This window comes from Tolypothrix sp. PCC 7601 (genome assembly GCF_025677855.1).
Classification (GTDB): domain Bacteria; phylum Cyanobacteriota; class Cyanobacteriia; order Cyanobacteriales; family Nostocaceae; genus Aulosira; species Aulosira diplosiphon.
The window spans coordinates 7530087-7557004 of the sequence record NZ_CP064879.1; the positions used below are offsets into that span (position 1 = coordinate 7530087).

A 26918-nucleotide genomic window follows, 5' to 3' on the forward strand; every position below is an offset into this window, starting at 1 on the left:
ATTCACAGAATCTTATCCGAAAATTAGCTCAGAGGGATTGTAGATTAATCTATAGTTCTCATATTTAACTACCCTCATCGCTACAGAATGGACGCTGAAGCAGCATTAGCATGGTTAGATACCATAATTCCTGCTCAGACCGGGGAACGGTTGAGCGATTTGCAAAAAGTTATTCTTGTGCAAGTTTGGTTGGGTAGAAAATATTTAGATATTGCCCATGCTTACGGTTGTACAGAAGGACACGTTAAGGATGTGGGTTCGCAGTTATGGAAGTTGCTGTCTCGGGTACTCAGAGAAAAGATTACTAAAAGTAATTGTCGCGCTACTTTAGAACGGGTGCTGAGAAAAACTGCGGCGATATCCGGTCTGATTGATTACTCAAAACCACCCCAAGTTTCTGCTATTCAACCAGAGGATAGCAATTTTTTTGGTAGAGAAGATGCGATCGCACACCTAAATGCTTTGGTAAATCAGGGGTCGAAAGTCATTGTCATCCAAGGTGAAGGCGGTTTAGGTAAAACTACTCTCGCACAGCAATACCTGCAAAATCAGGGTTTCGAGTTGGTTTTGGAATTGTTGATGGCGAAAGAAACCCACAACATCACTTCAGCGCAACGAGTGGTAGAGGAATGGCTCAAACAAGACTTTGGTGAAGAACCGGGGGTAGAATTTGGTGTAACTTTGGGACGACTCAAGCGCCTACTCCATCATCGGCGGATTGGGGTGTTAATTGATAATCTGGAACCAGCTTTAGATCAACAAGGAAAGTTAATTCCTCCCCACCGCAACTATTTAGAACTGCTGCGGATTCTGGCTGATGTTAGGGTACAATCTCTCACAGTAATTACCAGTCGCGATCGCTTGTGTGAACCAGAGTTGAATGTACATCATTATCGGCTTCCAGGTTTAGATCAAAGCGCTTGGCTGAAGTTTTTTCGCAATGGGGGATTAACTATTGACCTTCCTAGCTTGCAACAAATGCATCGTACCTACGGCGGTAATGCCAAAGCAATGGGTATTCTCTGCGGTGCGATGCAAGCCGATTTTGGCGGTGATATGGCGCTTTATTGGCAACAAAATCATGGCGATCCTTTAGCCGCCACAGATTTAAAAAATTTAGCCGTTAGTCAAATTAATCGTCTGCAATCTCTCGATTCCCAAGCCTATCGTCTGCTTTGCCGTTTAGGTTGTTATCGTTATCAAGATATACCAACTATTCCAGTTCAAGGAATCTTTTGTTTATTATGGTATGTGCCACCTGCTGAACATCTGCAAATCATCACTTCCCTGCGAAATCGTTCTTTAGTAGAGTGCGCTCAAGGTGAATATTGGCTACATCCAGTCATTCAAGCCGAGGCGATCGCGCGTTTACGCATGAGTGATGAGTGGAAAATTACTAACCACAAAGCTGCAGAATTTTGGACAGCTAGTGTTACCAAAATTGCCACTTTTCAAGATGCTTTACAGGCTCTAGAATCCTATTATCACTACATAGAAATTAATGAATTTGAGTTAGCTGGTAAGGTAATTCTCAAGAGCCGTAATAATCAATGGCAGCAGTTTTTACCACTTGGAAGTACGCTGTACCGCATGGGTTTAATTCAGCCCATCCTTACAGCAATTAATTATATATTAACTCATATTGAAAATGAGCAAAATATTATTGAATTATACAATATTTTGGGTGATTTGTATTGGATAACAGGTGATATTAATCAGGCACTAACTTGCCAAGAAAAAACTATAAATTTAGCCAAGCAAGCACTCAAATTACTTGTACCAAACTCAGAAAATAAACATGAAAAAATCCAACCACAAGGTGATGGAGTTTTTATGCATAGGGAACAGGGTATAGGGGATAGAGAAGAATTTACCAATGCCCCATGCCCTATGCCCAAAATGAAGTTTCCTGTCGCTGCCAATCAAGTTTACTATTTGAGAATGTTAGAAGTAGATTCCCTCTTAAGCATTGGTCTTTACAAAATAGATTTGTGGGAATTGGAAGCAGCTTTTGAGTTATTTCAACAAGTAATTTACCTGGCTCAAAATACTGCTCATCATCGCTGGGCAGAAAAAGCTTCTGTGTGTTTAGCTTTAGTTAATTCATCTTTAGGGTTATTTGATGCTGCCCATGAGTTAGCAAATATCGCCTATGAAAATCTTAAAAATGAAAAACTGCTCAAGAATGGTAGCTTTGCTTATTTTATGCAAATTTTAGGGCAAACATATATAAATTTAGGCGATTTCTCTAAAGCTCACCAAATGTTTCATCAAGTATTGACTTTTGCTGAAGCCAGTCATTATATGCAAGTCAAAGCCAAAACTCTAAATGGTTTAGCAGAAATTTATCGCCAACAAGCAGATTATCAATTAGCTCTTGACAATCATACAGAAGCAATTGAACTTTTGGATAAAATCGGCGCTAAATGTGACTTAGCAGCAGCTTATTTTCAGTTGGGTTTGACTTACAAAAATTTGAGCAAGATTGATGAAAGTCAAATATATTTTCATCAAGCAATTCAGCTATTTACGGAAATCAAAGCTCCAAAACAAGTTGCAAAAATTTCTCTAATTGCTAGTATTGAAAGTAGCTACACATCAATAATATTCTAGAGGGCAAGGCACTGCCTTGTCCCTACAATCTGTCGCATTCTTTTTTCAAATTGGTATCACATCAAACATTATTTGAATTGGTATTAAGTAATACCAATTCAAATAATGTTTGCGACAGATAAATTCTTTGTAAGGGCACGGCATCCGCAATCTTTTGGCATATCAAATATCTTACTGGTGCCGTGCCCCTACTCATCTGTCGCGTTCTTTTTTCAAATTGGTATAAGTCGGTAATTGCACCAAACTATGTTAGGGAACTCCAAAAAATAAATTATTCCGTTCAATTCGTTGACTGTTGACGGTTCACAGTTAACAGTCAGCAGTCAACGCTCAACAGTGAACAATAGCAATGGAATGTTTTTTTACTTGGAAGTCCCTTATGAAACGTCAATAGGCTCGAAACTCTTACCAATCACAAATGACAAAGGACAAATGTCAAATGACAGCCCTGACTAGTAATCTTGAAATGCACCGCCCTATTAGTTCTGCAATCGCTGTTGTAATCTTGTGTAGCGTTGTTTATCGTCACTGGAGCGCACAGCCAGGGATATGGCTTTTTTCGAGCCAATCACAATTGCCAACTTTTTAGCACGAGTTAGCCCAGTGTAAAACAGGTTTTGCGACAGCATCATATAGTGCTGCATATATAGTGGCAAAATTACTACTGGATACTCACTGCCTTGAGATTTATGAATTGTGGTGGCGAATGCTAGGGATATTTCATTTAGGTCAGCATAATCGTAAACTACTAAGCGCTCGCCATACTGCACTGTCACTTCCTGCTCCTCTGTATCAATACCTGCGATAATTCCCAAATCCCCATTGAAAACTTCGCGGTTGTAGTCGTTCATCTGCTGAATAATGCGATCGCCTACACGTAAAGTCATCCCACCCCTAGTAATCTCAACCTTGTCGGGGCTGGGAGGGTTAATTAGCTGTTGCAATACAGTATTGAGGTTGCGAGTGCCTACAACCCCGCGTGTCATTGGCGAAAGTACTTGCACATCGGTAGCGGCATTAAATCCTAAGCGAGGAATTAAGTCTGTAATTAACTCGCAAATCGTTTGTACTCCATGTTCTGGTTCAAATCCTCCCCCATGCCACAGACAATCAGATACCGGCTGATCGGAAATTGGCTCAATTGTGGGAGATTGTCCGCGATTAATTTGATGTGCGGCGCTGACAATGGCGCTTTGTTGAGCTTGCCTAAATACCTGTGTTAAGCGCACTACTGGCACTTGCCGAGAATTGATCAAATCAGCCAGTACTTGTCCTGGCCCCACCGAGGGTAACTGATCGATATCTCCTACTAATAATAGTTGAGCGCCAGCTGCTACAGCATTTATTAAAGAATACGCCAAAAATAAATCCAGCATTGATGCTTCATCAGCAATAATCGCCTGGTGGGGCAAAGGATTGTGATTGTCGCACTTAAAACTCATGGTTTTTGGTTCAAATTCCAGTAAGCGATGTATCGTCTTCGCTTCTAACCCAGTCATTTCGCCCAGTCTTTGAGCGGCTCTCCCAGTTGGTGCAGCTAAAGCAATAGATTTGCCCATTGCCTTCCATAAACTGACTATGGTGTGGGTAGTAAAGGTTTTACCTACACCAGGGCCGCCTGTCAAAATCATTACAGGAGAATAAGCCGCCATTTCTACGGCTTGTTGCTGTTGTTCTGAAAGCTGAATTTTCTGGCTGCTGGTAAATCGCTCTAGCCAAGCCCGCACTCTGGGAATATCTTGTACTACTGGTTGACTCAAACGCTGAGATATGAGTTGTGCTAAATTTTCCTCAGTGTGGTAGTAAGTTGGCTTATAACAAAGTACCGTTTTCTCTGGTGTTTTCTCTCTAATTAAGTCATCTTTGAGTGCCATGTCTTTAATAGTTTGAGCAATGGCAGATTCTTGTGGCTGATGCTCGTCAGTGGTGAGCAATTTAATGACACTCTCGGTCAATTCGCTGTCAGGTAAATAACAATGCCCATCTTCTGCGGCTGCACTCAAAGCATGAATAATACCTGCACAATATCTAAACTCACTATCTGGCGCGATTCCGATATTACGAGCAATTTTATCGGCAGTCAAAAATCCAATCCCATAAATATCGGCTGCCAACTGGTAAGGATTTTCTGTAACTTTGGCGATCGCCTGCTCTCCGTACTGCTTGTAAATTTTTACCGCGTATGTCGTAGAAACACCATGCCCTTGCAAAAATACCATGACTTCTTTAATGGCTTTTTGCGTTTCCCAAGCGTTTTTGATTAACTTGATGCGCTTTTTGGCTATCCCTGGAACTTCAATCAATCGCTCAATTTGATGCTCGATAATCTCCAAGGTTTCCTGTCCAAAGTGAGCAACAATGCGTTTGGCTGTGACTGGCCCCACACCCTTAATCAGTCCACTACCTAGATACTTTTCAATTCCTGTGAGTGTAGCTGGTTTAGTTTCCTGATAATTGACGACTTGAAACTGGGGGCCATACTGGGGATGCTCGCGCCAAAAACCTGTGAGTTGCAGTGTTTGTCCTGGTTGAATATTGGCAAAGCTACCAGTAATTGTGGTCAAGTCCTTAGCATGAGGACGTACCAGCCTCGCTACCGTATAGCCTGATTCCTCTGAGTAAAAAGTCAGGCGTTCTACTACTCCGGTAATGGTTTCGTAGTTAGGTGAGGCGTTGATTGTTTGCTGTTGATGGGTTGGGGAAGTGGACATTGCTCAATTAAAAATGCCGCACATCATTATAAGCATAGAAATAAAATTATTATAGTACATTAGTACTAAATGTTAGCGGGCATGGGGCATTGGGCATTGGGCATGGGAAATTGGGTATTTCTTTTCTCCCCCTCTGCTCCCCTGCTTCCTCTGCTCCCTCTGCTCACCAACGCGACTGTATATTTTTATTAGCGAAAAGCCCCTATCTCCTTCAACAGAGCTAAATGCTTACTCACAGGAGCCAGGGTATTAGCAACAATCATCCCACTAGCGGCAACGGCGGGTAAACCGATGCCAGGGAATGTGGAATCACCGCAGCATATTAACCCCGCTAAGGGTGTACCATGACCAGGAAATAAACCAGAAGCAGCAGAAATTGCAGGGCCGTAAGAACCACGATGACGACGTAAAAAACGTTCGTGGGTAAGAGGTGTACCAACCAAGGTGATTTCGCAACGGGTGCGGATATCGGGAATGATGCGTTCTAAAGCTTGCCACATTACCTCAGCGCGCGATCGCTTTTGTTGTTCATATTCCTGACTTCTCCTATCCATTCCTTGCCAAAGTGCGTAGGGTTCATTACCAGGCGTATATACATGAATTACCTGCTTACCTGGGGGTGCAAGGGATGGATCGAGAATTGAGGGGATAGATACCAGCACGACATTTTGCGGTGCAGTAATACCCAATTGCCAATCATTCACCACAATATAATGACAAGCTAAATCTGCTGGTAAACCTTGAGCATCAATACCTAAATGCAGATGCATAAAGCTGTCACATTCCGGTGTGGCTTGGCGTTGGCTGCGAAATTTTTCTGGTAAAGCCCCTTGTGGTAGTAGTTTCAATGTATCCCACACCGCAGCATTAGACACAACCGCCCGCCGCGCCCGAATTTCTTCACCATCACGCAACCTTACACCAACTGCTCTATTTCCTTCTACCAAAACTTGCTCAACATGAGCGCCTAACATGATTTTCCCGCCATGTTTTTCTAGTCCTTGCACCAGTGCATTGACCAAAGCACCACTACCACCGACAGGGTAATCTAAAGTGACTCCGGGTTTGTACCAGTCGGCAAACATAAATGCTACTTCGGCGGCGTTAGTCCCCGATGCGGGTAGTCCAGAGAGCAGAAAACATAGTAAGTTCAGCCAATTGCTAATGAAGCGATCGCGGACAACATCATCCATAATGCGGGAGAAGGGCCCCGTTAATTTCATCATATTGCCAGCGTGTTGAGCCAAATATGGCGCGAATTTGCCCACAGTTAAAGCCGCACCTATATCCCAGCGTAATGCAGCTGAAGGGAGAGCGATCGCAGCTTGGGCTAGTGGTGTCATCACCTCTTGCAAGTGTCGCCATTCAGACACCGCATCTTCTCCCCGCAGCCTAGACAGTACTTCACAAAACTCTTCTGCACCTACAGATGTATCAAAATCACCCTCTGGTAGGCGACAGCCCCAAGTATCATAGGTCACACAAGGCAAATCAACCCCAATTACATCTAATACTTGTCGTAAAGGGTTCACAGACGGACTGTAAGACAACCCAGAATAAAGAGAAGGCCCCGAATCAAACTTAAATCCTTGACGTTCAAAACTGTGCGCCGCCCCACCAGCAATTGTATGACTCTCACACACAATCACATCAAAGCCATAGCGAGCCAGAACAGCCGCACAACTCAAACCTCCTATCCCACTACCAATTACAACTACATCTGTTTGGTTCATAGCCGCTAGTCATGAGTGCATAGTCCATACTTATTCTGCCAAGTCTTGCACAATCAACATCGGTGGCTACCATTCGGAGAAAGGATATTTAGCTAAATTACTATTAAAATACTTAGGATCATGGGAAACTTCTTCACCGACCCAAATTGGTAGTTCAATTTGCTGTTGTTCGTGGCTGAGTTCAACTTCTGCTAATATCAATCCTTTATTAACACCATCAAACTCATCTATTTCCCATATTAAATTACCGTATGCTATTTTGTAGCGAGTTTTTTCTATTAGAGGCTTTTCGCACAAAGTATTTAGCATTTCGCGAGCATCTTCTAGTGGAATTGGATATTCAAACTCTGACCTACTATATTGAACAGTCTTGCCTTTAATTGTTAAATATGCCTGGTTACCTGCTATCCGAACGCGGACAGTCGCTTCTTTTTTTGTAGAAATATATCCTTGAATATATAAACTACCCTCAACTAGGTTTCTCCAACTATCTCCTTGGACTAGAAATTTTCTCTCGATTTCTGCTGCCATTGTGATTTAAAATAGATGTCATAGATATTTAAATTTACCAATATTTCGTAAATGGTAGCAACCCAAATATCTATTGAATTTGATTTCTGAAAAATATCAGTAAATAACGCAACAAAAGCTTTGGTGGTGCGTTACAACAAGGCTAACGCACCCTACTGCCTAGACATGATAGTATTTAAAATTTAGCTGTATTAGCTCTGTTATATCATGCCTTACAGACCGTTGATATTGGGATTAATTCCTAATTCTTTTTTAGATTTTTTTAACTGCTTCCAAATTTTTTTGATTTGCCGATAAGCTTCATCTGGTGAAAGTTTACCGCTAGTTTCCAGGCAGGAAATATAAGTGATTTTTTGGGAAAACTCTTGGAGATTTGCATTGAATAATAAGCTTTCTGGTGTTATTTGTCCATAGTAACGACTGCGAGGATAGATAAAGTTTTCTTTGATAATGCGGTTTGATTCTGTCATAATAACCCCTTGTCTCTCAGAAAAAAAATCAATAATTATCTAAAAATCTGAATTCACAATCACTATCCTTAACTACTGTAAATCATTATTGAGGTTGAGTGGAGCGCACCATGAAAGATGGAGAAACTTGCTCTGTTTAAATCCACATTGAGCAAGAAGGTTTCCTGATGATTTTCCTATAAGTTTTATTACGCTATCAGCCGCAGACTGCAATAAACTCACCATCATTAGTTTTTCTAATTACTTCTGAGACTTATACTTATCATGCCTAGAGCCATTGCCAAAAAACTACAATGGCATTATCCCCCTATCAGCTAAACTGAATTATTGAAGCGATCGCTTGTTTCATCTGTCGCATACGTTAGTAGCGAACGTCACCTGTAGCAATGCTTTTTGTGTGTTACGGCTTACGCCTAACACAAGCTATGAAACTGATATTTGGGCAAATTTGAACTGGCGATCGCAAAGCACGTACAATAATGTTCGGTTATCACTCATCTGCATTTAATAGTGATTAGTCAGAATGTATTGGTACAAGCAATTGCACTGTTACCAAAAAATTGGGTCTAAAGCCCCGTGCTTCTAGCACGGCTTTTCTTCAACTTCCGGATCATCTCTCTAAGTACGTCATTTTGAGTGCGATCTGTTTCTTCGCAGTATTTCAAAAGCGTTTCATACTCTTCATTAGAGCATCGAACTGTTAATTTCTTCATGCCGTCATATTGCCGTCGTTTTATGGTATAATACTAGCATGAAAACACTGAAGTTTAAATTGTACGAACACAAAAGGAATAGACACCTCAAGCGCACAATCAACGCTGCTGGAGTGATTTATAACCATTGCATTGCTCTACATAAAAGGTATTACCGGATGTTTGGCAAGCATTTAAACTGTGCAAAACTTCAGGCTCATATCGCCAAATTAAGAAAGCGTAATTCTTTTTTGGCAATCAGTAGGTTCTCAAGCAGCACAAGATATTTGTCAACGCATTGAGAAAGCTTACCAATTGTTTTTCAAACACAATAACAAAGGAGTAAGACCACCAGGATTTAAGAAGGTCAAGAAATACAAATCGTTCACCCTTAAGCAGGCAGGTTATAAGTTTTTGGGTGGAAATAGGGTAAAAATTGGTAGTCGAGTTTACCAGTTTTGGAAGTCCAGAGAAATTGAGGGAACAGTCAAAACCCTAACTATTAAACGCACCCCGTTAGGTGAGTTATTTATGGTTTTGGTTGTTGATGAGGGTAGCTCAGAAGTTGAAGTTAAGACGGGTAAAATCGCTGGCTTTGATTTTGGGTTAAAGACATTCCTCACTTGCTCAGACGGCACTAAAATTGAATCGCCCCAATTTTTCAAGCAATCCCTAAGCGCCATTAAAAAAAGCAAGTTCGCGGCATTCCAAAAAGCTAAAAGGCTCATCTAACAGAGAACGAGCCAGAAAGAATTTAGTACGCAAGCATGAAGATATTTCCAACCGTCGGCGTGATTGGTTCTGGAAATTAGCTCATGAGCTAACAGATAGGTTCGATATTCTCTGTTTTGAGACTTTAAATCTCAAAGGAATGCAACGTCTTTGGGGCAGGCAAATATCAGACTTAGCGTTTGGTGAGTTTCTGCAAATCCTAGAATGGGTTGCCAAGAAGAAGAATAAACTGGTTGTCTTTATCGACCAGTGGTATCCAAGTAGCAAGACATGCTCTAATTGTAAACATATTCTAGAAAGTCTTGATTTGTCAGTTAGAGAGTGGCGTTGTCCTTCCTGTCAGTCAGTTAATGGAAGAGACGAAAACGCTAGTCGCAATATTTGTGCAGTCGGGGCATCGACTGTTGGCTTAGGTGATGTCAGACTGGCTACGCCAGCAATCGCTGTCTGAAGCTAGAATCCCCATGCCTTCAGGCTGGGGAGTATGTCAAAAAAGCTAATTACAGAGGTAAACTATGTTTCCTTTTTGGGGTAACCCCTATTATGGAAGCGAACCCATTTCGCGCAAAGCTAGCTTAGAACGTAAATTAAAATTCTTGCTTTGGCTACGAGATGATTTAGAATCCAGATTGGCTGGTATTAATGCTTCTATTGATACCATTCGCCAGCAAATAGAACGTTCAGATTCAGCCGCTTAGAACTTACTTATTGCTGATGTTTTAGTTAAGCTGATGTAACTACTTTGTGACTAGGCGCTGTCAATGGGCTGCATTTTTTGCAAGAGATGGGCGAAGAGAAAAGATTAAAGGGGAAAATACAAAACCTTTCCCCCTTCCCCCTTAACCTTTTACCAACTTCTGCAAGAAGTCTAATATTATCAGTCTTTGTACAACGCTCTGTCACTAAGTAGCGTACCAAGATATCTGCATTACTGAATAATTAGGCATATATAAAGCTGCGTCACTTTGCCTAATTGTGCTTAAGTTCTTTAAATCAATATTAAACTTACTTACCTATTTTAGCTCTAAAGATAGAGACATTTTCTAAAAGTTGCAGCACACTGGTAAGAGCAACTTTTAGTTCCAATCATGGTGTGAAAATGTGGCTAAAATATGGTGTAGATAGAGATGGTATATTAGTAAGTATCGAAGATATCAGTAGTGGTAAAACCACACTTAAGTGCCCTTATTGTCAGGGTGATTTAATTGCTAAGAAAGGCAAGGTTAAAGAACATCATTTTGCTCATAATGAAGAGACTTGTCGCCCTGTAGCTAACCGAGAATTTCCCACTCTACCACTGTATGATAATTTTAATATTCAACTATCAGGTAAGGATGTAGCACAGTTAAAATTGCTGTGGCAGGAGTACGGAGCAAAAAATTACCCCATAAGTGCTTATTTAGTTACTCCTGGGTTACTCAAAGCAGGAATCTTGAAAAAAAATGTGTATTTCAGCCCGCCTGAATATGAATTTACGGAATTAGGTAAAATTCCTGCGGCGGCGTTAGAATTAACGCTATTCAACGAAGTTCAAGAACCCCTATTACTGAAAAAACTGCTGAAACTACAGTTAGCTGCGGAACATGCACTGCACAAAAATACTCCTGATTTAGCATATAGGCTCACTGATTTAAAACTCTACCGCGCGCAACTCAAACGCATCTTATCTTGTACATTATATTTTTTAGAAGTTCAAACCAATAAAGGAACAATCTACAAAATAGGAGTAACTGAACGCCAAATAACTGCAAGAGTAGCAGAAGTCAAAAAAGATTTACTCGCACATTACCAAAATGTTGCTATTAAAATATTAGGAACCTGGGCTAATCGCGGCAATGTAGAATTATATTTCAAACATCGTTATCGTGAATTTAATTACAAAATACGCAGCTTCACAGAATATTATAAATTCAATCCAGAAGAGATTTTAGTCGTGCTGAACGACTTGCAACAAATGAAACTTAAACTACTTTCGCCAATAGAAATAGATATTCTTGCCGAGAATTCTCGTTTAATTCAAATTGCTGTTTAATTTAGCTCATCCCATTGTTAATAGTAGGTAGTGGCAAGGCATTGCCCCATTGGTGTCAACTTAACGTGAAACCCGCTCTTGTGCAAGGTTTTGCCCTCACCCCCAGCCCCTCTCCCTCAGGGAGAAGGGAGCCAGAGATTTAGTTCCCCTTCTCCTGCGGGAGAAGGGGTTAGGGGATGAGGGCGCGAGGTATTTTTACAACGCCCGCCCTATATAGCTTTTAGCTGTTAAATTTTCCATCTCTCGGTGGCAAAGTTCACATTGCGGTTGTTGGTTTTTGGACATTTGAATTTTGCGATCGCCTATTTAATAGAATAGCTAGTACCACGAGATGCCATCAAAGGAGCGATGGCCGATCCAACTCAAATGTAGTTGAAAAATGAGTTAAGAAAAATCTAGAAAGATTTGTTTACCCATAGTTCCTTGATGCTACAAGCCCCTCATTTCGCTATGGAGTCAATCCGTTTTGGAAAGTTTGACGGCAGTTGCTACAAGTCGGCAAAGCCGCCCACACAACTTTCCGCAAAATCTAAAATCCAAAATTGTATGACACTGTTTTATTTGTACGGACTCAGCACTATTTCGTAGAGGGTGATTTATTTACCTGCAAATAGCTGTACATTAGACGCTGGGTTGTTTCCAGAAAATCGCTGCCCAAGTTAGCTTATCTAAATATTTATTGATTTTTGCAATATTCACATATATTTTTTACAATTCGTTCATAATTTATCCATAGAAAAATAGATAAAATTTATACTCTCAAAACTCATTTACTTCTTTACTCTTACTTAGAAGTAAATAGTATGATCTTCATCACTACTTAATTTAAATATGCTGATTTATATCATTGTATTAGCAGTCTAAGTGATTGATATTTGAAAAGGAGATTCCAACTATTGCTTGCTGAAAATTATGAATAAGAAATGGGCTGTTAAACGCATCACAATTAATCTCACATCCAACGAAGCCGAGAAACTTGAAAAATACTGCAATTTCACAGGTAGACCGGCTACTGATGTGATTCGGGAATTAATTCGCTCTTTAAAAACTGAAGCACCGGAGAAAGATAGTTGAGAAATTTAGCAAATACTGCTTGGGTGGCGATCAATACAGTTCGGTTAAGGGGGAAAGGGAAAAAGGGAAAAGGATTGAATCCACCCTTACCCCTTTTCCCAAATCACAAGGGAGATGCAAAATACTTATCCGAAACCTATTTGGGTGGCGATGATACTTGTTTAAATAAGAATTAAGTTTGATGCGGAATTATGCCATTTTAAAAAAAGAACGCGACAGATGGGTAGGGGCACGGCACCAGTAAGATAATTTGATATATCAAAAGATTATGGATGCCGTGCCCTGACAAGAAATTTATCTGTCGCCAACCTTTTTTGAATTGCTATTAATTGCTACGCAAGAGAATAGGGAACAGGAAAGAAACAATCACATTATGTTTGGGGAAAAACCGATTGTGAAGGCAGCAGTTCCAATGAAATAAATGTCACAGCCAAGCATAAAAGTTACGAAGAAACTGGACATGAGGATGAGGCGGTAGTCATGGAAGAGCTGAATACACCACCCACTACTCCCGCCACAAGTGCAATTTGACCATCTGCAGTTCTGACCCATCCTTGCGCTTCAACCATAGTCTCAGAACTAGAATCAATATCTAAACGTTTGATTTCTTCTATTCGTGCGCTTGGGGAACTTTTGCTATCCAATGTTGCTAGTTCAATTAAGTTGAAAGTACCTGTCATGGGGTCGAAAGTACTAGGGGGTAAACTACCGCGTCCAGTAATAATAAATTTTCCTAGAGGTTTGGCATTTGGGCCTTGAGGGCACACTTGAGCAAATTTAGTAGTAGCATCAATGACAGTAGAGGGGAGTTCGATGATTCCTTGGGTGCGTTGCAGTTCGGGTTGATTGATGTCAATTTGCCCTTGCACTCCTAATTCCGAACTGGCAGTAATTTCACTTCGGTCTGTCGGGAAGGAAGCTGGCAAGATTCCAAATAATCCTTCGGTGTTGATGGTGACATTACCACCGTTGCCTTGAAAAGCATTGGCACGGATATCACTATTTTCTTCGGCGACAGCTGCGATCGCAGTGGTATTAATGGTAATATTACCGCCGTTCCCCGCACCTTGGCTAATCCCTGCGGTGGCAGAAACATTGCCACCACGCCGCAGCAGCAGTAAATCGGTGTTAAGTATAATGTTCCCACCATCAGCAGCAAAAGATTCTGCATTGATTGTGCCTTGGTCTTTTACACTGATGCGTGGTGAGTTTACAGTTAGATTACCTGCCTTTCCCTGACCGCGACTGCGAACGGACAGAGAACTGGGAAACTCATTTATGGTAGAAATGCCTGTTACTTGTACCGCATCTTGAACATTAATGAGTAAATTACCGCCGCTACCGGTACTTGTTTGTGATGTATCTGCTGCCACAGAACCACCACCAAGAACATTTAAGCGTCTGGCGTTTAAGGTTAAATTGCCAGCATCACCAGAACTATTTGTAGATGTACCGATAAAACTAATAAACGCATCATTTGCAGAGCTACCGATAACTTCTACCAGATTTGAGGCATCAATAGTTAAAGAACCGCCCTTACCTGCACTAAATGTACCAGTAAATATTTGCGCCCCATCTTTAACAAGCAAGGAATCAGTTTTTAATGTCAAGTCTCCTGCATCCTCTGTTGACTCTGTGGAAGCGAATAAACCGCTAACTCGACCATCAGCGCTAGTACCAATAAGTTGCACATCTTTAGCTTCAATAGCTAAAGAACCTCCCTTACCCTCAGCAAATGTAGCAGCATTCACTACTGCTCCATCTTTGACTAGCAAGAAATTAGTTTTTAATGTCAAATTTCCGGCATTTCCTTGAGAGTATGAAGAAGCAAACAAGCCGCCGCCAACCCGCCCATCAGGCCTTGTACCAATGAGTTGTACGTCTTGAGCCTCAATATTCAAAGAACCCCCATTACCCTCACCAAAGGTAGAACCACTTACTACTGCCCCATCTTTAACTAGCAAGAAATTAGTTTTCAATGTCAAACTTCCCGCATCTCCTGTGGAGGTTTCTGTTGCGGCAGCTAACAAGCCACTGGGAACCCTATTATCAGCACTAGTACCAATGAGTTGTACATCTTGAGCTTCAACACTCAACAAACCTCCCTTACCCGCACCAAATGTACTAATTAATACCTGTGACCCATCTTTGACTAACAAGGAATCAGTTTTTATGGTTATATTTCCTGTGTCCCCTGTTGCGTTTGGGATTGAGGAAGCAAGGATACCACTGCCTAAGCGAGTATTAACACCTGTACCAATAAGTTGTACGTCTTGAGCTTCAATAGCTACAGAACCCCCCTTACCTGCACCAAATGTACCAGTAAATATTTGTGCTCCATCTTTGATTAACAAGGAATTGGTTTTTAGGATCACATTTCCTCCATCCCCAGTGGAGTTGCGCTGTGAGCCAGTAATAAAGCCGCCGGGAGCTTGATCGTCAGAAGTTCTACCAATCAATTGCACATCTTGAGCTTCAACAGTCAATACACCCCCTTTACCCGCACCAAATGTAAAAGTAGATACTTGTGCCCCATCTTTGACTAGCAAGGAATTAGTTTTGATTGTCAAATTTCCCGCATCCCCTGTTGACTGTGTGTAAGATATCAAGTTGTTAGATTCACCAATTAGTTGTATATCTTCAGCATCAACAGTTAAAGAACCTGCTTTACCTTCACCGAATATCAAAACGCCTACTCCCGATCCACCTTGAAGTAATAACTTGCTAGTTCTAAGGTTGATATTACCGCCCTGTCCTTTTGCTTGTTCTTGTACATCATTTATAATCGCACTGCTATTGTTAAGATTGATGGCGACAGTAGCATTAATATCAATATTTCCTGCCTGACTGCTATCAGCACCTATGCCACTCGCGATGCCAGCATATAAGACAGTTCCACCTGTCATTTCTAAATTCCGCGCATTTACCGCAATACTTCCACCTTTACCTGCGATAACATTTACTAAAGCAGCATTGCTGAGGAAAACATCACTTCTTTCTACACCCTCGGGAAAACTTAAACGGAGATTCTGTCCGTCTGCATTTAATCCCACTGTTCCCACACCAGCCAAACCACCTAACTCGACTCGCCCACCAAAAGCGTATAAATTTCCGCCATCCATTTGGATGTCGCCCCCAACTAACAGCAAACTTTTACCATCTGGTACGCGCAAACCCTGAGCAATATAACTAGAAGATGGATTTAACCCGGAAGGCGCAACGGAGTTATTAGCGATCGCACCTTTGGTAATTTGGTTAAATAACAATGCATCAGGCTTGATAGTTAGCAGAGGTGGTGCTTCGGGATTAGTAGCGCTGAAGTTGCCTATTGTGCCAAAGCGAACTGCATTTGCTGTTGTGGCGACAAAGGAACCACCAATATCTAACCTTGCATTAGCACCAAACAAAATCCCATTGGGGTTGATTAAAAAGAGATTGGCACTACCTTCGGTTCCCAAAGTTCCGAGAATGTTGGAAGCTTGAGCGCCTGTCACCCTTGTTAAAATATTCTCAACTCCATTCGGGTTGGCGAAGTAAACTCTTTGTCCATCGTTAATATTAAATTGACTAAAGCTGTGAAAAAGATTGCTTCCTCGCCTAGCACCACCTTCAATGCGATCGCCATTTGCGCCATTAATCAAAATATTAGGTCTAACAAGAGAACTTTCTGCGCCTAAAGTCTTATCTGGTGTAAGTTGAGCACGAACAGATGTGCTTGTCAATACTAAAACACCGCAGAACAGCAACAACTGAAACCAGTTCTGTCTTCTCAAATGGGGATGACTGCGCTCTTGTGAGTAATGGTTGTGGTGATGCATAGATGTGGTTGGGACTGGAATTACGCTATTGAACTATATTTCTGCCTTGATTTAACTTATGCATAATGTGGGTGACAGTAGAGAAAAAGCTGTCACGTTGCTTCTCTTCAATCAACGCTGCACGAATACTCCTAATTCAAAATTCAGGATAAATCCGCTTTCTTGAATTGGTTAGGGGGAAATTGCAAGTATTACTGCTTAGGTTGCCAGAAATCAGTAGTTTTTTAAATTAAATGTAAATTTAGGTGCAAATAGCGTGAAATTATTTCTGGGAGAGCGATCGCCAACTTTTCAGGTAATAACTTTTACAGGGTATAAGTATTACACTGTGAAATAATAGATCCCACAAATAGGAAATATGGCTAAAATAATCGTTACAGGAGCAGCTGGATTTATTGGTTCTCATCTGGCAGAAGCATTGCTCCAACAAGGTCAAGAAGTAATTGGTATTGATGAAGTTAATGATTACTATGACCCAATATTTAAGCGCAAAAATCTGGCACACTTACAAGTATTTCCTAACTTTACATTTATTGAAGAAGATATTCAGTTATTAGATTGGCCAGCACTACTTCAGGATGTGGAAGTAGTTTACCATCAAGCAGCGCAAGCGGGAGTTAGAGCTAGCTGGGGTAAAGGCTTCCGCGCTTATACCGAACGAAATCTTAATGCCACACAAGTTTTACTAGAAGCTGCTAAAGATGCGAAAAACTTGCAAAGGCTGGTGTTTGCTTCTACATCCAGCGTCTATGGTGATGCAGAAACTCTACCCACTCACGAAGGAATTCCACCTCGGCCTGTTTCTCCTTATGGTATTACCAAGTTAGCAGCCGAGCGTTTGTGTGGGTTATATCACAAAAACTTTGGTGTACCTTTTGTATCTTTGCGCTACTTTACAGTTTACGGGCCAAGACAGCGCCCGGATATGGCATTCCACAAGTTTTTCAAGGCGGCTTTAGCAGATGAAGCCATTCCCGTTTTTGGCGATGGACAGCAAACGCGAGACTTTACCTTTGTTAATGACGCTGTTGCTGCCAATTTAGCCGCCGCCACTGCACCTAATGCGATTGGCGAAATATTCAATATTGGTGGTGGTAGCAGAGTAGTGTTAGCAGAAGTATTAGCGACGATGGAAGAAATAATTGGCAAACCCATCAAAAGAAACCACATAGAAAAAGCAATGGGAGATGCGCGCCACACTGCTGCTGATGTATCTAAAGCGCGGGAAATTCTCGGATATCAGCCCAAAGTTTCTCTCAAAGAAGGTTTGACCCAGGAATGGCATTGGATCAAGGCTTTGTATAGTTAAAAATTGAAGGCGATCCAATACTTGTCGGTTAAGGGGAAAAGGGGAAGGGGAAAAGGGGCAAGAAAAAACCTTTAACCCTTACCCTTTCTCCTGCACAGACGCTACGCGTAGCTTGCTTAAGCGCAGGGGTACACCTTTTCCCCAAACCAGAGTAGTATTGAAAGGCGATCGCAATTGCTGCAATTGAGTTCTTAACTACAATAAATGCGATCGCCAAAATTTTCTCTTAATTTTTTGTGCCTATACTTTTATTCTTTGGCATCAATTGACTGGGGGGTTAAGACGAAGGTGGGCTAACAAACCTTTAAATACTTTTACTGAAGCTTTAACTCACCGTTCGCGTAATAGAATTTGACTAAGAGGAATTATCTACAAGATTGCTATAAATATCCGAAGGAAGACCAAGCAAACTCATAATTTCCTGTTGTAGAGGGTTTAAAGGAGGAACATAACCAAAACGCTGACCACGGGCTTCAATAATCGTCAAAGTGATATTAGAAAAAGCACGTAACAACCGTTCAGCAGTAGGTTGAGCAGTCCTTTTTTTTGGATGTTCGGGATACAGTCCAGCAAGAGAGTTGACCTCAATAGCAGTTAATTGCCGTCGGACAACAAACTCGATAATTGTCAGCAAACGTAGGGCTAGACTCAGTAAATTAATCAGCCCGGTAACTTGGTCGTCACGTTGCACAAACATGGGAGCAATCGAAAGTGACGCACCCTTGAGACGATGAAAACCACGTTCAGCAATCCATTCGTCTCGATAAGTCAGTACAGCTTGTTCAACTCCTAACAGACTCTTGGGAGCATTGGTGACAAAAGCTCTCCAGCCAAAAGTTTTGTGAGTTTGGGCAATAGCATCTTCATTGCGGATAACAGTCTGAATTTGATACCTAATTTTTCGAGTAATTTGCTTGGGGCGAGATGTGGGACGACCTCGACCAATATAGGTTTCTTCAACAGTTTCTTGGCACTCATAATCGAAACTCAGTAAGCCTTCGACTCGATAAAGGTGCAGAATTTCTGTAGCTTTTTGCAATAAAACCTGTAGGTCGTTGATTTGTCGTTTACCACGACCTTTTTGTGGAGTTAACGCCATCAACTTCTGCTGTGCGTTGTGAAGTCGCTTCTCTAATCCCTGAACCTGTTGTTTTGCAAGTGTTGGTGAGTGAACAATCAACACCCTTTCTTGCCAGCATAGTAATGGCAATTGTTCATCAACCACCTCGACAGGACGACACACCTCATAGCCAGTGGCGATAGTTGTTTCAAGGACATCCAAGTCTGGGCTGGTTTCACTGTTGTGATGAACACTGGTTCGCTTGATATCAATCAGGGGAAATTTACCTGCAACAGCATCATCTACCCAGCCGGCAAGAAGTTCTGGAGTTTTACCAACTAGGGATAATGGACATAGGTAGTAATCTCCCTGAATATGTATGTTGCAGCGTGTTGATAGTGAACTCATTTTACAGTCGCCAACAAACAACAACCCTTTTTTGTTCAGTGTGGCAGCAATTTGTTGGTAGGCGGGAATGTACAACCCATCATCTGCTTGTTCTCCAGATACTACCTGAGTGACAAGAGGCATCCCTAATGGGTCTATCATCCCCATCATGAGTTTTACCTGTGGCAAGTTTGGATCATCTTTGCTGTGTCCAAATTGGAATAAACCTGACTCACTGACGAGATGGTGTCCACTAATTGTTGTTGCGTCTAAACGCACTTGCTCCACCGCTAAGTCATAGGCTCGGATAGTGTTTTGCGTGAGACACCGTTCTATTTGTTCCCAAGTTTCGGGCTTGCTTAAACGCTTCAACAGTATTCCTAAACGGTCATCTGTAAAGTCGGTTTCTCGAATGTTGAATCCGCATACTTGCTCTATGGTGTAGTGTCGTTGTTCCACCCATTCCCGAACACGTACTTTTCGGTGGTCGCCCTGTGAGATGATATATGATAACCAAATGCAAGCTACCCATCCCCAATCCAGCCCTTCCTGTTTCCAATGACGTGGCAAATTTTGGTTGAGGATTTCTGGCAGTCCCATTTTTTTCATCACCTCTAGCAGCAGAACCACATCGTCGATTCGTTCTGAGATTATTTGTTGGGGTAAATGTGCCATTTCTCACACTTACCATTAAACCGTTACACCCTACACAACTTTCTTTCTGGCATAAGGGATGCCAAAAACGATCGCCTGCTTAGAGACTCTCCCTTATTTCATCTATTTCACCAAACTCATCCTCGATTGCGCGAACGGTAAGTTTATTAATCTCAACAATTTGCAGGCGCACAACATTCTTGTGTCCTTATTCGCTGATAATTTCCCCTTGTCCCCCAATCCCCAGTCCCCAATCCCCAATCCCCAATCCCCAATCCCCAATCCCCACTACCTCGCTACAGAATACTCTTGCTGGTGAGCTTCCTGGTTGAAATAGTAGTAGCTATGACTTTCGTTTTTGGGAATCACACCATTAACAACTTGTCCTAAGACATTCTGACCAGATTTTTCCAAAATTTCACAAGCGATCGCTGCATGGACAGAATCAACTACCCCAGGACGAACGATAAATAAAACACCATCAGCCATTTGTCCCAAGGTGGCTGCATCGGCGGCGACGTTTAATGAAGGCGCGTCAATAATCACAAAATCGTAGTTGGTAGCATAAGTTTGCATTAAAGAAGCCATACGTTTTGAGTCTAATAAAGATGCGGGTGAAGGCGGTACAACTCCCGCTGTCAACACATCTAAATTATCTGTAACTTGTTTGATAGCTATATCACTTTCAGCCTGTCCAATAATTACATGGCTCAAACCTTGACTATTAGTGAGTTCCCAAATTTTATGCTGAACTGGACAATGTAAATCCCCATCTATGAGTAGAACTTGACGTTCTGTTTGTGCCATAGCTAGAGCTAAATTAGCTGCTACTGTTGATTTACCTTCACCTGGTATGGAACTAGTCACCACAATAGTTTTTAACTCTTTATCAGCACTCATAAACTTCAAATTAGCGCGCAGCATTCGGTAGGCTTCGCTAATAGGAGAACGTGGATAATCTCTCAAAACCAACCTAGAAGGATAAATTTCTAAACCCTCCTGGCTATGATGATATGTTCTCGGCTCTTGAAAAAAGGGTATCACCCCCAACAAAGTTAATCCTAGTAATTCTTTAGCTTCATCAATTGTTTTAATTGATTTATCTTTGGCTTCTAAAATATACATATATGCTATCGCCGCTAAAGTAGCTAATAAACCTGCGCTGATATATGCAATTAAAGGCGAAGCTACAGGCTTATCAGGAACTTGAGCCTCAGATACTAAACTGGCATTACCTACATTTTGATTTTCGGCAATACGGCTTTCTTGTAGCTTTTGTAGTAGCAATGAATATGTATTTTGCGATGCTTGAACTTTGCGTTCTAACTGTCGCTGTTGTTGCTCTAACCGTGGCAAAATATTGAGCCGTTGCTTATATGCTGATTGTAAGTTAGATAAGGCTGCAACTTTACTGACTAAACCCAGACGATTTGACTCTAATTTTACCAAATCTCCAGCCAGTTGTTGTTTGAGCGCTCCATTTTGAAAATTGCTATTATCTTGTGTTTGTGTTGTGCCTACAGCTTGTTTAATACGCTGGTTTAATATTGCTTTTAAAGCTTTTTGTTTATTTACTAAACTGATGATTTCTGGATGATCGTCCTGTAAAACAGTACGCCTTGCAGCTAGTTGCGATTCTAGTTGCTGAACTTCCTTGAGAATATCTTGCACTCCAGCAGTTTGGCTGACGTTAGTTGCAGTTACAGCCTGTTGCGAGGTCATGTTTAATTGCTGACGGAGTGATTCTGACTGTGAGTTGATATCGGCAATTTGAGATTGAGATTCACCTATTTGTCTTTGAAAATCTGTCACTAATTCGATTGATTTACTGGCTTCTTCTTCTAAAGAAACGATTTTATTTCTTTCCTTGAATCTTGCTAGTTCAGCTTCGGCATTACTGACAATTGATTCGGCAGTAGGTAATTGCATAGTAATAAACTTGCGGGCGGCGGATGCTTCTTTGCGTCGGGAAGATACATTATGATCTAAATAGGCACGCATCACTGTATTCACAACTTCTGCAGCAACTTCTGGGTCTCTATCTCGATAAGAAATTTGGATGACATCCGCCCCCTTAATATCTTTCACTGTAAAATTCTTCAAAAATTCCCGTGGTTTTAAGGGTTGCCCTTGGTCATTTTTCAAGTCAAGTTCAATGATAGTTTGTTGTACTAAAGGAATAGAACGGATAATTTCTGCTTCTGTATTTAAAGGATTAGTTTTATCATCCTGGGTTACTGCTTCTAGTTTGCCTAATTCTGGTGCTACTCCGGTCATAGTAGAAATCGTATTTGACCTTTGAAACATCAGTTTACCCTCTGCCTCATAAGCTGGCTTTTGGAAATGTAAAGCCAGTAGAGTCAGAAACATGACTGGGAAGAAAACTCCTAAACTAGGGTACCAACGGCGCTGGATAATTTGCCAATATTTATCAAATGAGGATGCAGATTCGATTGTATGCATAACGGTTTTTGTTTTTATAATAAACAGATTTAAGTAATTACTAATTCGTAATTTGTAATTCGTAATTAAAAAATTATTGCTCTCGCTATATGGTGATAAGATATTTTTCTAATAAGAAGCTTGTGAGCTTAACAAGATGAAAGGTGATTTCGTAAATTAGTTGTAGAATTTTGATGGTGAATTGTGGCGATCGCACTGATTACCCGTTCTAAATCTGCGTCGGTTAAATTGGAACCTGAAGGTAAACAAAGACCTCTGGTAAATAAATCTTCAGACACCGCACCACCGATACATTCACAGTCAGCAAATACAGGTTGTAGATGCAAAGGCTTCCACACAGGACGGGATTCAATTTGCTGTTCTGCAAGGGCGAGGCGGATTTGTTCTCGATCTGCACCAAAGGCTTTGGGGTCGATTGTCAAGCAAGTAAGCCAGCGAGTAGCTTGACCAAAACCCACTTCTGGCATAAATTCGATTCCTGGTAGCTTTCCTAAAGCTTGTTGATAAATTTTAAAGTTGCGTCTGCGGGCTGTAACTCGTTCAGATAAAACCTGCAATTGACCCCTACCAATTCCCGCCAAAACGTTGCTGAGACGATAATTGTAACCGATTTCTGAATGTTGGTAATGGGGAGCGCGATCGCGGGCTTGGGTAGCCAAAAACCGCGCTTTCTCTATTAGTTGGGAATCATGAGAGACTAACATCCCACCGCCAGAAGTGGTAATAATTTTATTGCCGTTAAAGGAAAAAATACCGATGCGTCCGAAACTTCCAGTGGCACGTCCTTTATAAGTAGCACCTAAAGATTCGGCTGCATCTTCAATTAAGGGTATGCCAAAATGATTGCAAGCTTCTAAAATGGGGTCAATATCTGCACTTTGACCATATAGGTGAACCACAATCACAGCTTTAGGTAAATTACCAATTCTGGCGCGGCGTTCCAACGTTCCCCATAATAGATCGGGATTCATATTCCAAGAAATGCGATCGCAGTCAATAAAAACTGGCTTTGCACCTAAATAAGTAATGGGGTTAGCTGTAGCCGCAAACGTCAAAGTAGAACAAAAGACTTCATCCCCAGGCTGTACCCCCACCAATCGCAAAGCCAAATGAATCGCCGCCGTTCCCGAACTCACAGCCGCAGCATAAGGTGCTCCTATGACTTGACAAAATTCCTGTTCAAAAGCATCGATATGCGGCCCTACTGGCGCAATCCAGTTAGTTGCAAATGCTTCCTTGACGAATTCTAACTCGCGATCGCCCATGTGAGGCGGTGACAGGAGAATTGGTTTCATAGTGGGGGATTGGGGACTGGGGACTGGGGACTGGGGATTGGGGATTGGGGAACTCGGGGCCCCCTCTGGGGATAAGGGGTAATGGGGATTAGGGATTAATAAAAAGTCATAATTACCAATTACCAATTACCCATCCCCCCAAACTATTTAGTACAAACAAAATACAGCATTCCCTGATTTGGTTCTTGGAGAAAAGCTTCTAGAGAAGTCGATAATTTGCCTTGATTTATTTGAAAATTGGAACCCAGTGCAAGTATCTCAAAATTTGCTGCTTTGATAATTTGATATGCTTCTTCGACTCGATACCAATATAAATATGGTGGTTGATCGAGTAGCGATTGCAAGTTAGTATTTCCTGCATACTTCAATTGCGGTAGATATTGTATTGAGCGATTGACATGAGTAAGTTTCCTTAATAAGCGTAAATAGGCTAAATAAGGTAAGTACAATAAACTTTTGGCTCGACTATCAAAATTCAGCAATGAGAATATTACTGTGCCGCCTGGTTTTAAAATCCGATATGCCTCTTTAAAAGCATTAAATCTGCCAGTTTCATCTTCAATATTACAAAGTACTTGTTGCAGATAAACTAATTGCTCAAATTCATTATCACCATAACTTAATGATACTGCATCCTCAACAGCAAAATTAATGCTATTAGTCATATCTCTTCGTTTCGCTATTTCAACAAAATTAGGGACATAATCGAAAGCATATAGATTGGTGAATCCTCCTTCTCTCATGCAGGAAATTATTCTGCCTCCTCCTGTACCAGCCTCTAATGTTTTCAAATTTTCATCTAAATAGGTGGCTATCAAATATTTATCAGAAGATGATAAAGAATATTCCTTATATGCCCAAAAGTTAAATTCTACCGTGCTATACATTTCTTTTGGGCTATATATTTTAACTGCACTAGCCATGCTGATAAACTCCTGGTTTTTCTGGTAATCAATCACTATGCAATACTTGTCGGTTAAGGGGAAAAAGGGGAATAGTTCAAGGCAAAGAAAAACCCTTTAACCCTTAACCTTTTCCCAAAAACCAATTTTGATTTCAAAATGCTTAACCGCGTAGTATTGAATCACTATATTTCCTGATAACGATAGGCAGGAAAAAAGTGAGAATTGAGTATGGTTTTCAAATCAAGATTTAAAGTCTTCGCTTGTAAGTTAACTAATTCAAGATATTTTTCTTCATCGAGAATTAGCCGCATTGTTAAAAAGTTATGCCGGAGTTTAGAAAAACTCGCTTTGAAATTATAAAGATTTGTTGTAGCACCACCTAATCCACCTCCTAAATGAAAAATATGATTACTACGGTTTTTAGCCCAAAATCGGACATAATTAATTTCTAAGGAACCTGGAGAAAGTGTAATAAACTTACTGCTAGTTCCTCGAAAAACACTCTGCACTATGCCGCTATATTCGGTATATAACCCAGCAGATGCTACTTGATTATCAATTTCAACTATACATAAATGTAATTTCTCCTTTAGCACATCTTTCATTTTTTTAAAATATTGAGCATTAAAAGAATAGTAAATTTCCGCTGCTGCTACTCGCTGCATTGTTTCTTGATAAATTGCGATAAATTGCTCAAGATATTCATCAAAATTTACCATTCTTGCTGTTAAACCTACTTGCACACAGTTGTTAATTTTCTTGCGGCGATCGCGCTTGGTTTGATTCCAAATTTGTTCTTCAGAAAGATGCAAGTTAATATATACGGTCTTACCGTTAAAAGTTAAAATATCCTGATTGTGCAAAACCTCATTGAAATTATGATTGATAATCGGATGTAGGCGAAAAAAAGCTGAACATACACCCTTATCTTTCAAAACAAAATTTAACTTTTTAATAGCAGTTTCTACAAAATCTGGTGTAATCTTAGCTGCATCACTTAACAAAATACCTGGATAGCCATAAGGTGAAACTATATCAATACTTTCTATAGGTATCGATGTCTCTACCCCTAAATCATCACAATTACGTAGCAAATAAGGCGCAAATAAAATTTTGTCATTTTCAGAGATGAAGATGGCTTCAGCAACAGCTTTATTCCTCATTGCTTCTAAGGCAAAATATTCAGGAATTTGATAAAAGTCATGTTTGATATTTTGCAATATTTCTCGCCAATAATTGCTTTCTAAATCAATTACCTGAATATTCATAAATCCTCAGATTCAAGTAAATTAAATAATTTTGATTGCCGTAGGCTAACGCACCTAGAATTTTCACGGTGCGTTGCCCAAAAACACCCTACTTTCTCTGGTTAATTTCTTCTAGCTTCTTGTTAACCAACTTCTCAAGAGTTTCTGTATTATCTTTAACATCTGAGAGTTGGTGTTTAGCTTCTTCTTTATCCAAAAAACCAGTAATAACTTCTCGCGAAAGCAACTGTAATTCTGGATGATAGCCTAATCTTTGACTAACTTTGTATTCTACTAATCCCGGCAGAATACAATTAGTACTATTACCATGAATTTTTACTGTTGACCAGCCAAAGTCATCTAGGATTCTATAAATATCCTTCTCAGTTAATTGCAACACAAATGGCAGAGAAAATATTTGTATTTTCATCCCTGTCGCTTCATCTGTCACCCACTTTGTAGAACGTACTTCTGGTTCTATCCAGTGCCACCAGTTACGCCCCATAATTATGCGATTGATACGATGTTTTATACAATAATCTTGAATTTCTTTGTAAAACATATCCCCGCACTTATAGCATGGATAACCATTTTTAAAGTTATTATCCATCATGTCTTTTACATAAGGTGCTAGGTCAATATTTAGTACAACTAATTCCACCCCTAATTTATCGCACAACTTTTTACCATTTTCAATTACCTGCTCAGGAATAAATCCATTTTGAACTAAAACAGCCGTTACATCTAATCCAAATTTTTGTCGTGCTGTAATCAGAGAAACTGCACTATCCTTACCACCGGAAAAACCCACAACTGCATCAATCTTGCCACCCTCTTCTCTGGGAGTATGCAAAAACGTTTGTAATTCGCTATCTAGAATTTCTTGTTTGAAATTCTTTTTGTAAGTCATGCACATATTACAAACACCATCAGAGCCGATGTAGATGTTTGGTATCCGCGTATCGAATAAACATTCTTGGCATTCTACAGGCTTAATAAAAGGATTCTTACCTGTATTTACCCAAGTTTTAATTTGATTTTGTAAATGTATTCTCCGCGCGCGAAGATTATAGTTAATGCCGTTAATAGAAACTTTGCATTTATATGGAGAATAATCTTCCCGGAGGAATTGAGGAAGTAAGAAATTGAAACTTTGTAATAAAGTATTTGCTTTGCTCATAAATACCTCGGA

At 40.7% G+C, this 26918-nt stretch carries 17 protein-coding genes and 1 pseudogene; 6 read left to right on the top strand and 12 right to left on the bottom strand.

What is annotated here, in order from left to right; all coding sequences use genetic code 11:
* The first annotated feature begins 87 nt into the window (after window positions 1-87).
* Entirely contained in the window at window positions 88-2613 is a 2526-nt protein-coding gene (locus tag HG267_RS30565) for a tetratricopeptide repeat protein (RefSeq protein WP_045873153.1), read from the top strand.
* A 479-nt stretch (window positions 2614-3092) separates the two neighbouring features.
* Here the strand turns inward: HG267_RS30565 and HG267_RS30570 are convergent, their stop codons facing one another.
* The 5 genes from HG267_RS30570 to HG267_RS30590 all read right to left on the bottom strand — a co-directional run bounded on the left by HG267_RS30570 (window position 3093) and on the right by HG267_RS30590 (window position 8771).
* Window positions 3093-5324 carry an ATP-dependent RecD-like DNA helicase gene (locus HG267_RS30570; protein ID WP_045873152.1) on the bottom strand — a complete coding sequence of 744 codons (2232 nt, stop codon included), beginning with the start codon at window positions 5322-5324 and terminating at the stop codon, window positions 3093-3095.
* 188 nt (window positions 5325-5512) lie between these two features.
* Window positions 5513-7057, bottom strand: coding sequence for a phytoene desaturase family protein (locus HG267_RS30575; protein WP_045873151.1), 1545 nt, complete (start codon window positions 7055-7057; stop codon window positions 5513-5515).
* Window positions 7058-7123: 66 nt separating this feature from the next.
* Window positions 7124-7588: a CYTH domain-containing protein gene (locus HG267_RS30580; RefSeq protein WP_045873150.1), complete on the bottom strand. Its 465-nt coding sequence runs from the start codon at window positions 7586-7588 to the stop codon at window positions 7124-7126.
* Window positions 7589-7800: 212 nt separating this feature from the next.
* Window positions 7801-8058 carry a hypothetical protein gene (locus HG267_RS30585; protein ID WP_045873149.1) on the bottom strand — a complete coding sequence of 86 codons (258 nt, stop codon included), beginning with the start codon at window positions 8056-8058 and terminating at the stop codon, window positions 7801-7803.
* Between the two features lie 566 nt (window positions 8059-8624).
* Window positions 8625-8771 carry a ribbon-helix-helix protein, CopG family gene (locus HG267_RS30590; protein ID WP_045868487.1) on the bottom strand — a complete coding sequence of 49 codons (147 nt, stop codon included), beginning with the start codon at window positions 8769-8771 and terminating at the stop codon, window positions 8625-8627.
* Window positions 8772-8809: 38 nt separating this feature from the next.
* On the opposite strand from HG267_RS30590, the pseudogene HG267_RS30595 reads away from it, so the two are divergent.
* The 4 genes and pseudogenes from HG267_RS30595 to HG267_RS30610 all read left to right on the top strand — a co-directional run bounded on the left by HG267_RS30595 (window position 8810) and on the right by HG267_RS30610 (window position 12588).
* Window positions 8810-9933, top strand: a pseudogene (locus tag HG267_RS30595) (RNA-guided endonuclease InsQ/TnpB family protein).
* A 64-nt stretch (window positions 9934-9997) separates the two neighbouring features.
* Window positions 9998-10180, top strand: a complete 183-nt coding sequence (locus HG267_RS30600) for a hypothetical protein (protein ID WP_045873148.1) — start codon at window positions 9998-10000, stop codon at window positions 10178-10180.
* 401 nt (window positions 10181-10581) lie between these two features.
* Window positions 10582-11514: a competence protein CoiA family protein gene (locus HG267_RS30605; RefSeq protein WP_045873147.1), complete on the top strand. Its 933-nt coding sequence runs from the start codon at window positions 10582-10584 to the stop codon at window positions 11512-11514.
* Window positions 11515-12426: 912 nt separating this feature from the next.
* A complete protein-coding gene (locus HG267_RS30610) occupies window positions 12427-12588 on the top strand; it encodes a ribbon-helix-helix protein, CopG family (protein ID WP_045873146.1) in 162 nt (53 codons plus the stop codon).
* 443 nt (window positions 12589-13031) lie between these two features.
* Here HG267_RS30610 and HG267_RS30615 read toward each other — a convergent pair whose 3' ends face one another.
* A complete protein-coding gene (locus HG267_RS30615) occupies window positions 13032-16406 on the bottom strand; it encodes a filamentous hemagglutinin N-terminal domain-containing protein (protein ID WP_052335345.1) in 3375 nt (1124 codons plus the stop codon).
* Window positions 16407-16764: 358 nt separating this feature from the next.
* On the opposite strand from HG267_RS30615, the gene HG267_RS30620 reads away from it, so the two are divergent.
* Complete coding sequence (locus HG267_RS30620) at window positions 16765-17715, top strand: NAD-dependent epimerase/dehydratase family protein (protein WP_045873144.1); 951 nt, start codon at window positions 16765-16767, stop codon at window positions 17713-17715.
* A gap of 355 nt (window positions 17716-18070) precedes the next feature.
* Here HG267_RS30620 and HG267_RS30625 read toward each other — a convergent pair whose 3' ends face one another.
* The 6 genes from HG267_RS30625 to HG267_RS30650 all read right to left on the bottom strand — a co-directional run bounded on the left by HG267_RS30625 (window position 18071) and on the right by HG267_RS30650 (window position 26906).
* Complete coding sequence (locus HG267_RS30625) at window positions 18071-19837, bottom strand: hypothetical protein (protein ID WP_045873139.1); 1767 nt, start codon at window positions 19835-19837, stop codon at window positions 18071-18073.
* Window positions 19838-20104: 267 nt separating this feature from the next.
* Window positions 20105-22279 (bottom strand): GumC family protein, encoded by a 2175-nt coding sequence (locus HG267_RS30630; protein WP_045873138.1) that lies wholly within the window; start codon window positions 22277-22279, stop codon window positions 20105-20107.
* A 128-nt stretch (window positions 22280-22407) separates the two neighbouring features.
* On the bottom strand, window positions 22408-23574 hold the full coding sequence (locus HG267_RS30635) for a DegT/DnrJ/EryC1/StrS family aminotransferase (protein WP_045873252.1): 1167 nt from the start codon (window positions 23572-23574) through the stop codon (window positions 22408-22410).
* Between the two features lie 143 nt (window positions 23575-23717).
* On the bottom strand, window positions 23718-24497 hold the full coding sequence (locus HG267_RS30640; protein ID WP_045873137.1) for a class I SAM-dependent methyltransferase: 780 nt from the start codon (window positions 24495-24497) through the stop codon (window positions 23718-23720).
* A 164-nt stretch (window positions 24498-24661) separates the two neighbouring features.
* The gene (locus HG267_RS30645; protein ID WP_045873136.1) at window positions 24662-25747 is read right to left on the bottom strand and encodes a peptidoglycan bridge formation glycyltransferase FemA/FemB family protein; all 1086 of its coding nucleotides are present in this window, start codon (window positions 25745-25747) and stop codon (window positions 24662-24664) included.
* A gap of 88 nt (window positions 25748-25835) precedes the next feature.
* Complete coding sequence (locus tag HG267_RS30650; protein ID WP_045873135.1) at window positions 25836-26906, bottom strand: 7-cyano-7-deazaguanine synthase; 1071 nt, start codon at window positions 26904-26906, stop codon at window positions 25836-25838.
* Window positions 26907-26918: the final 12 nt, after the last annotated feature.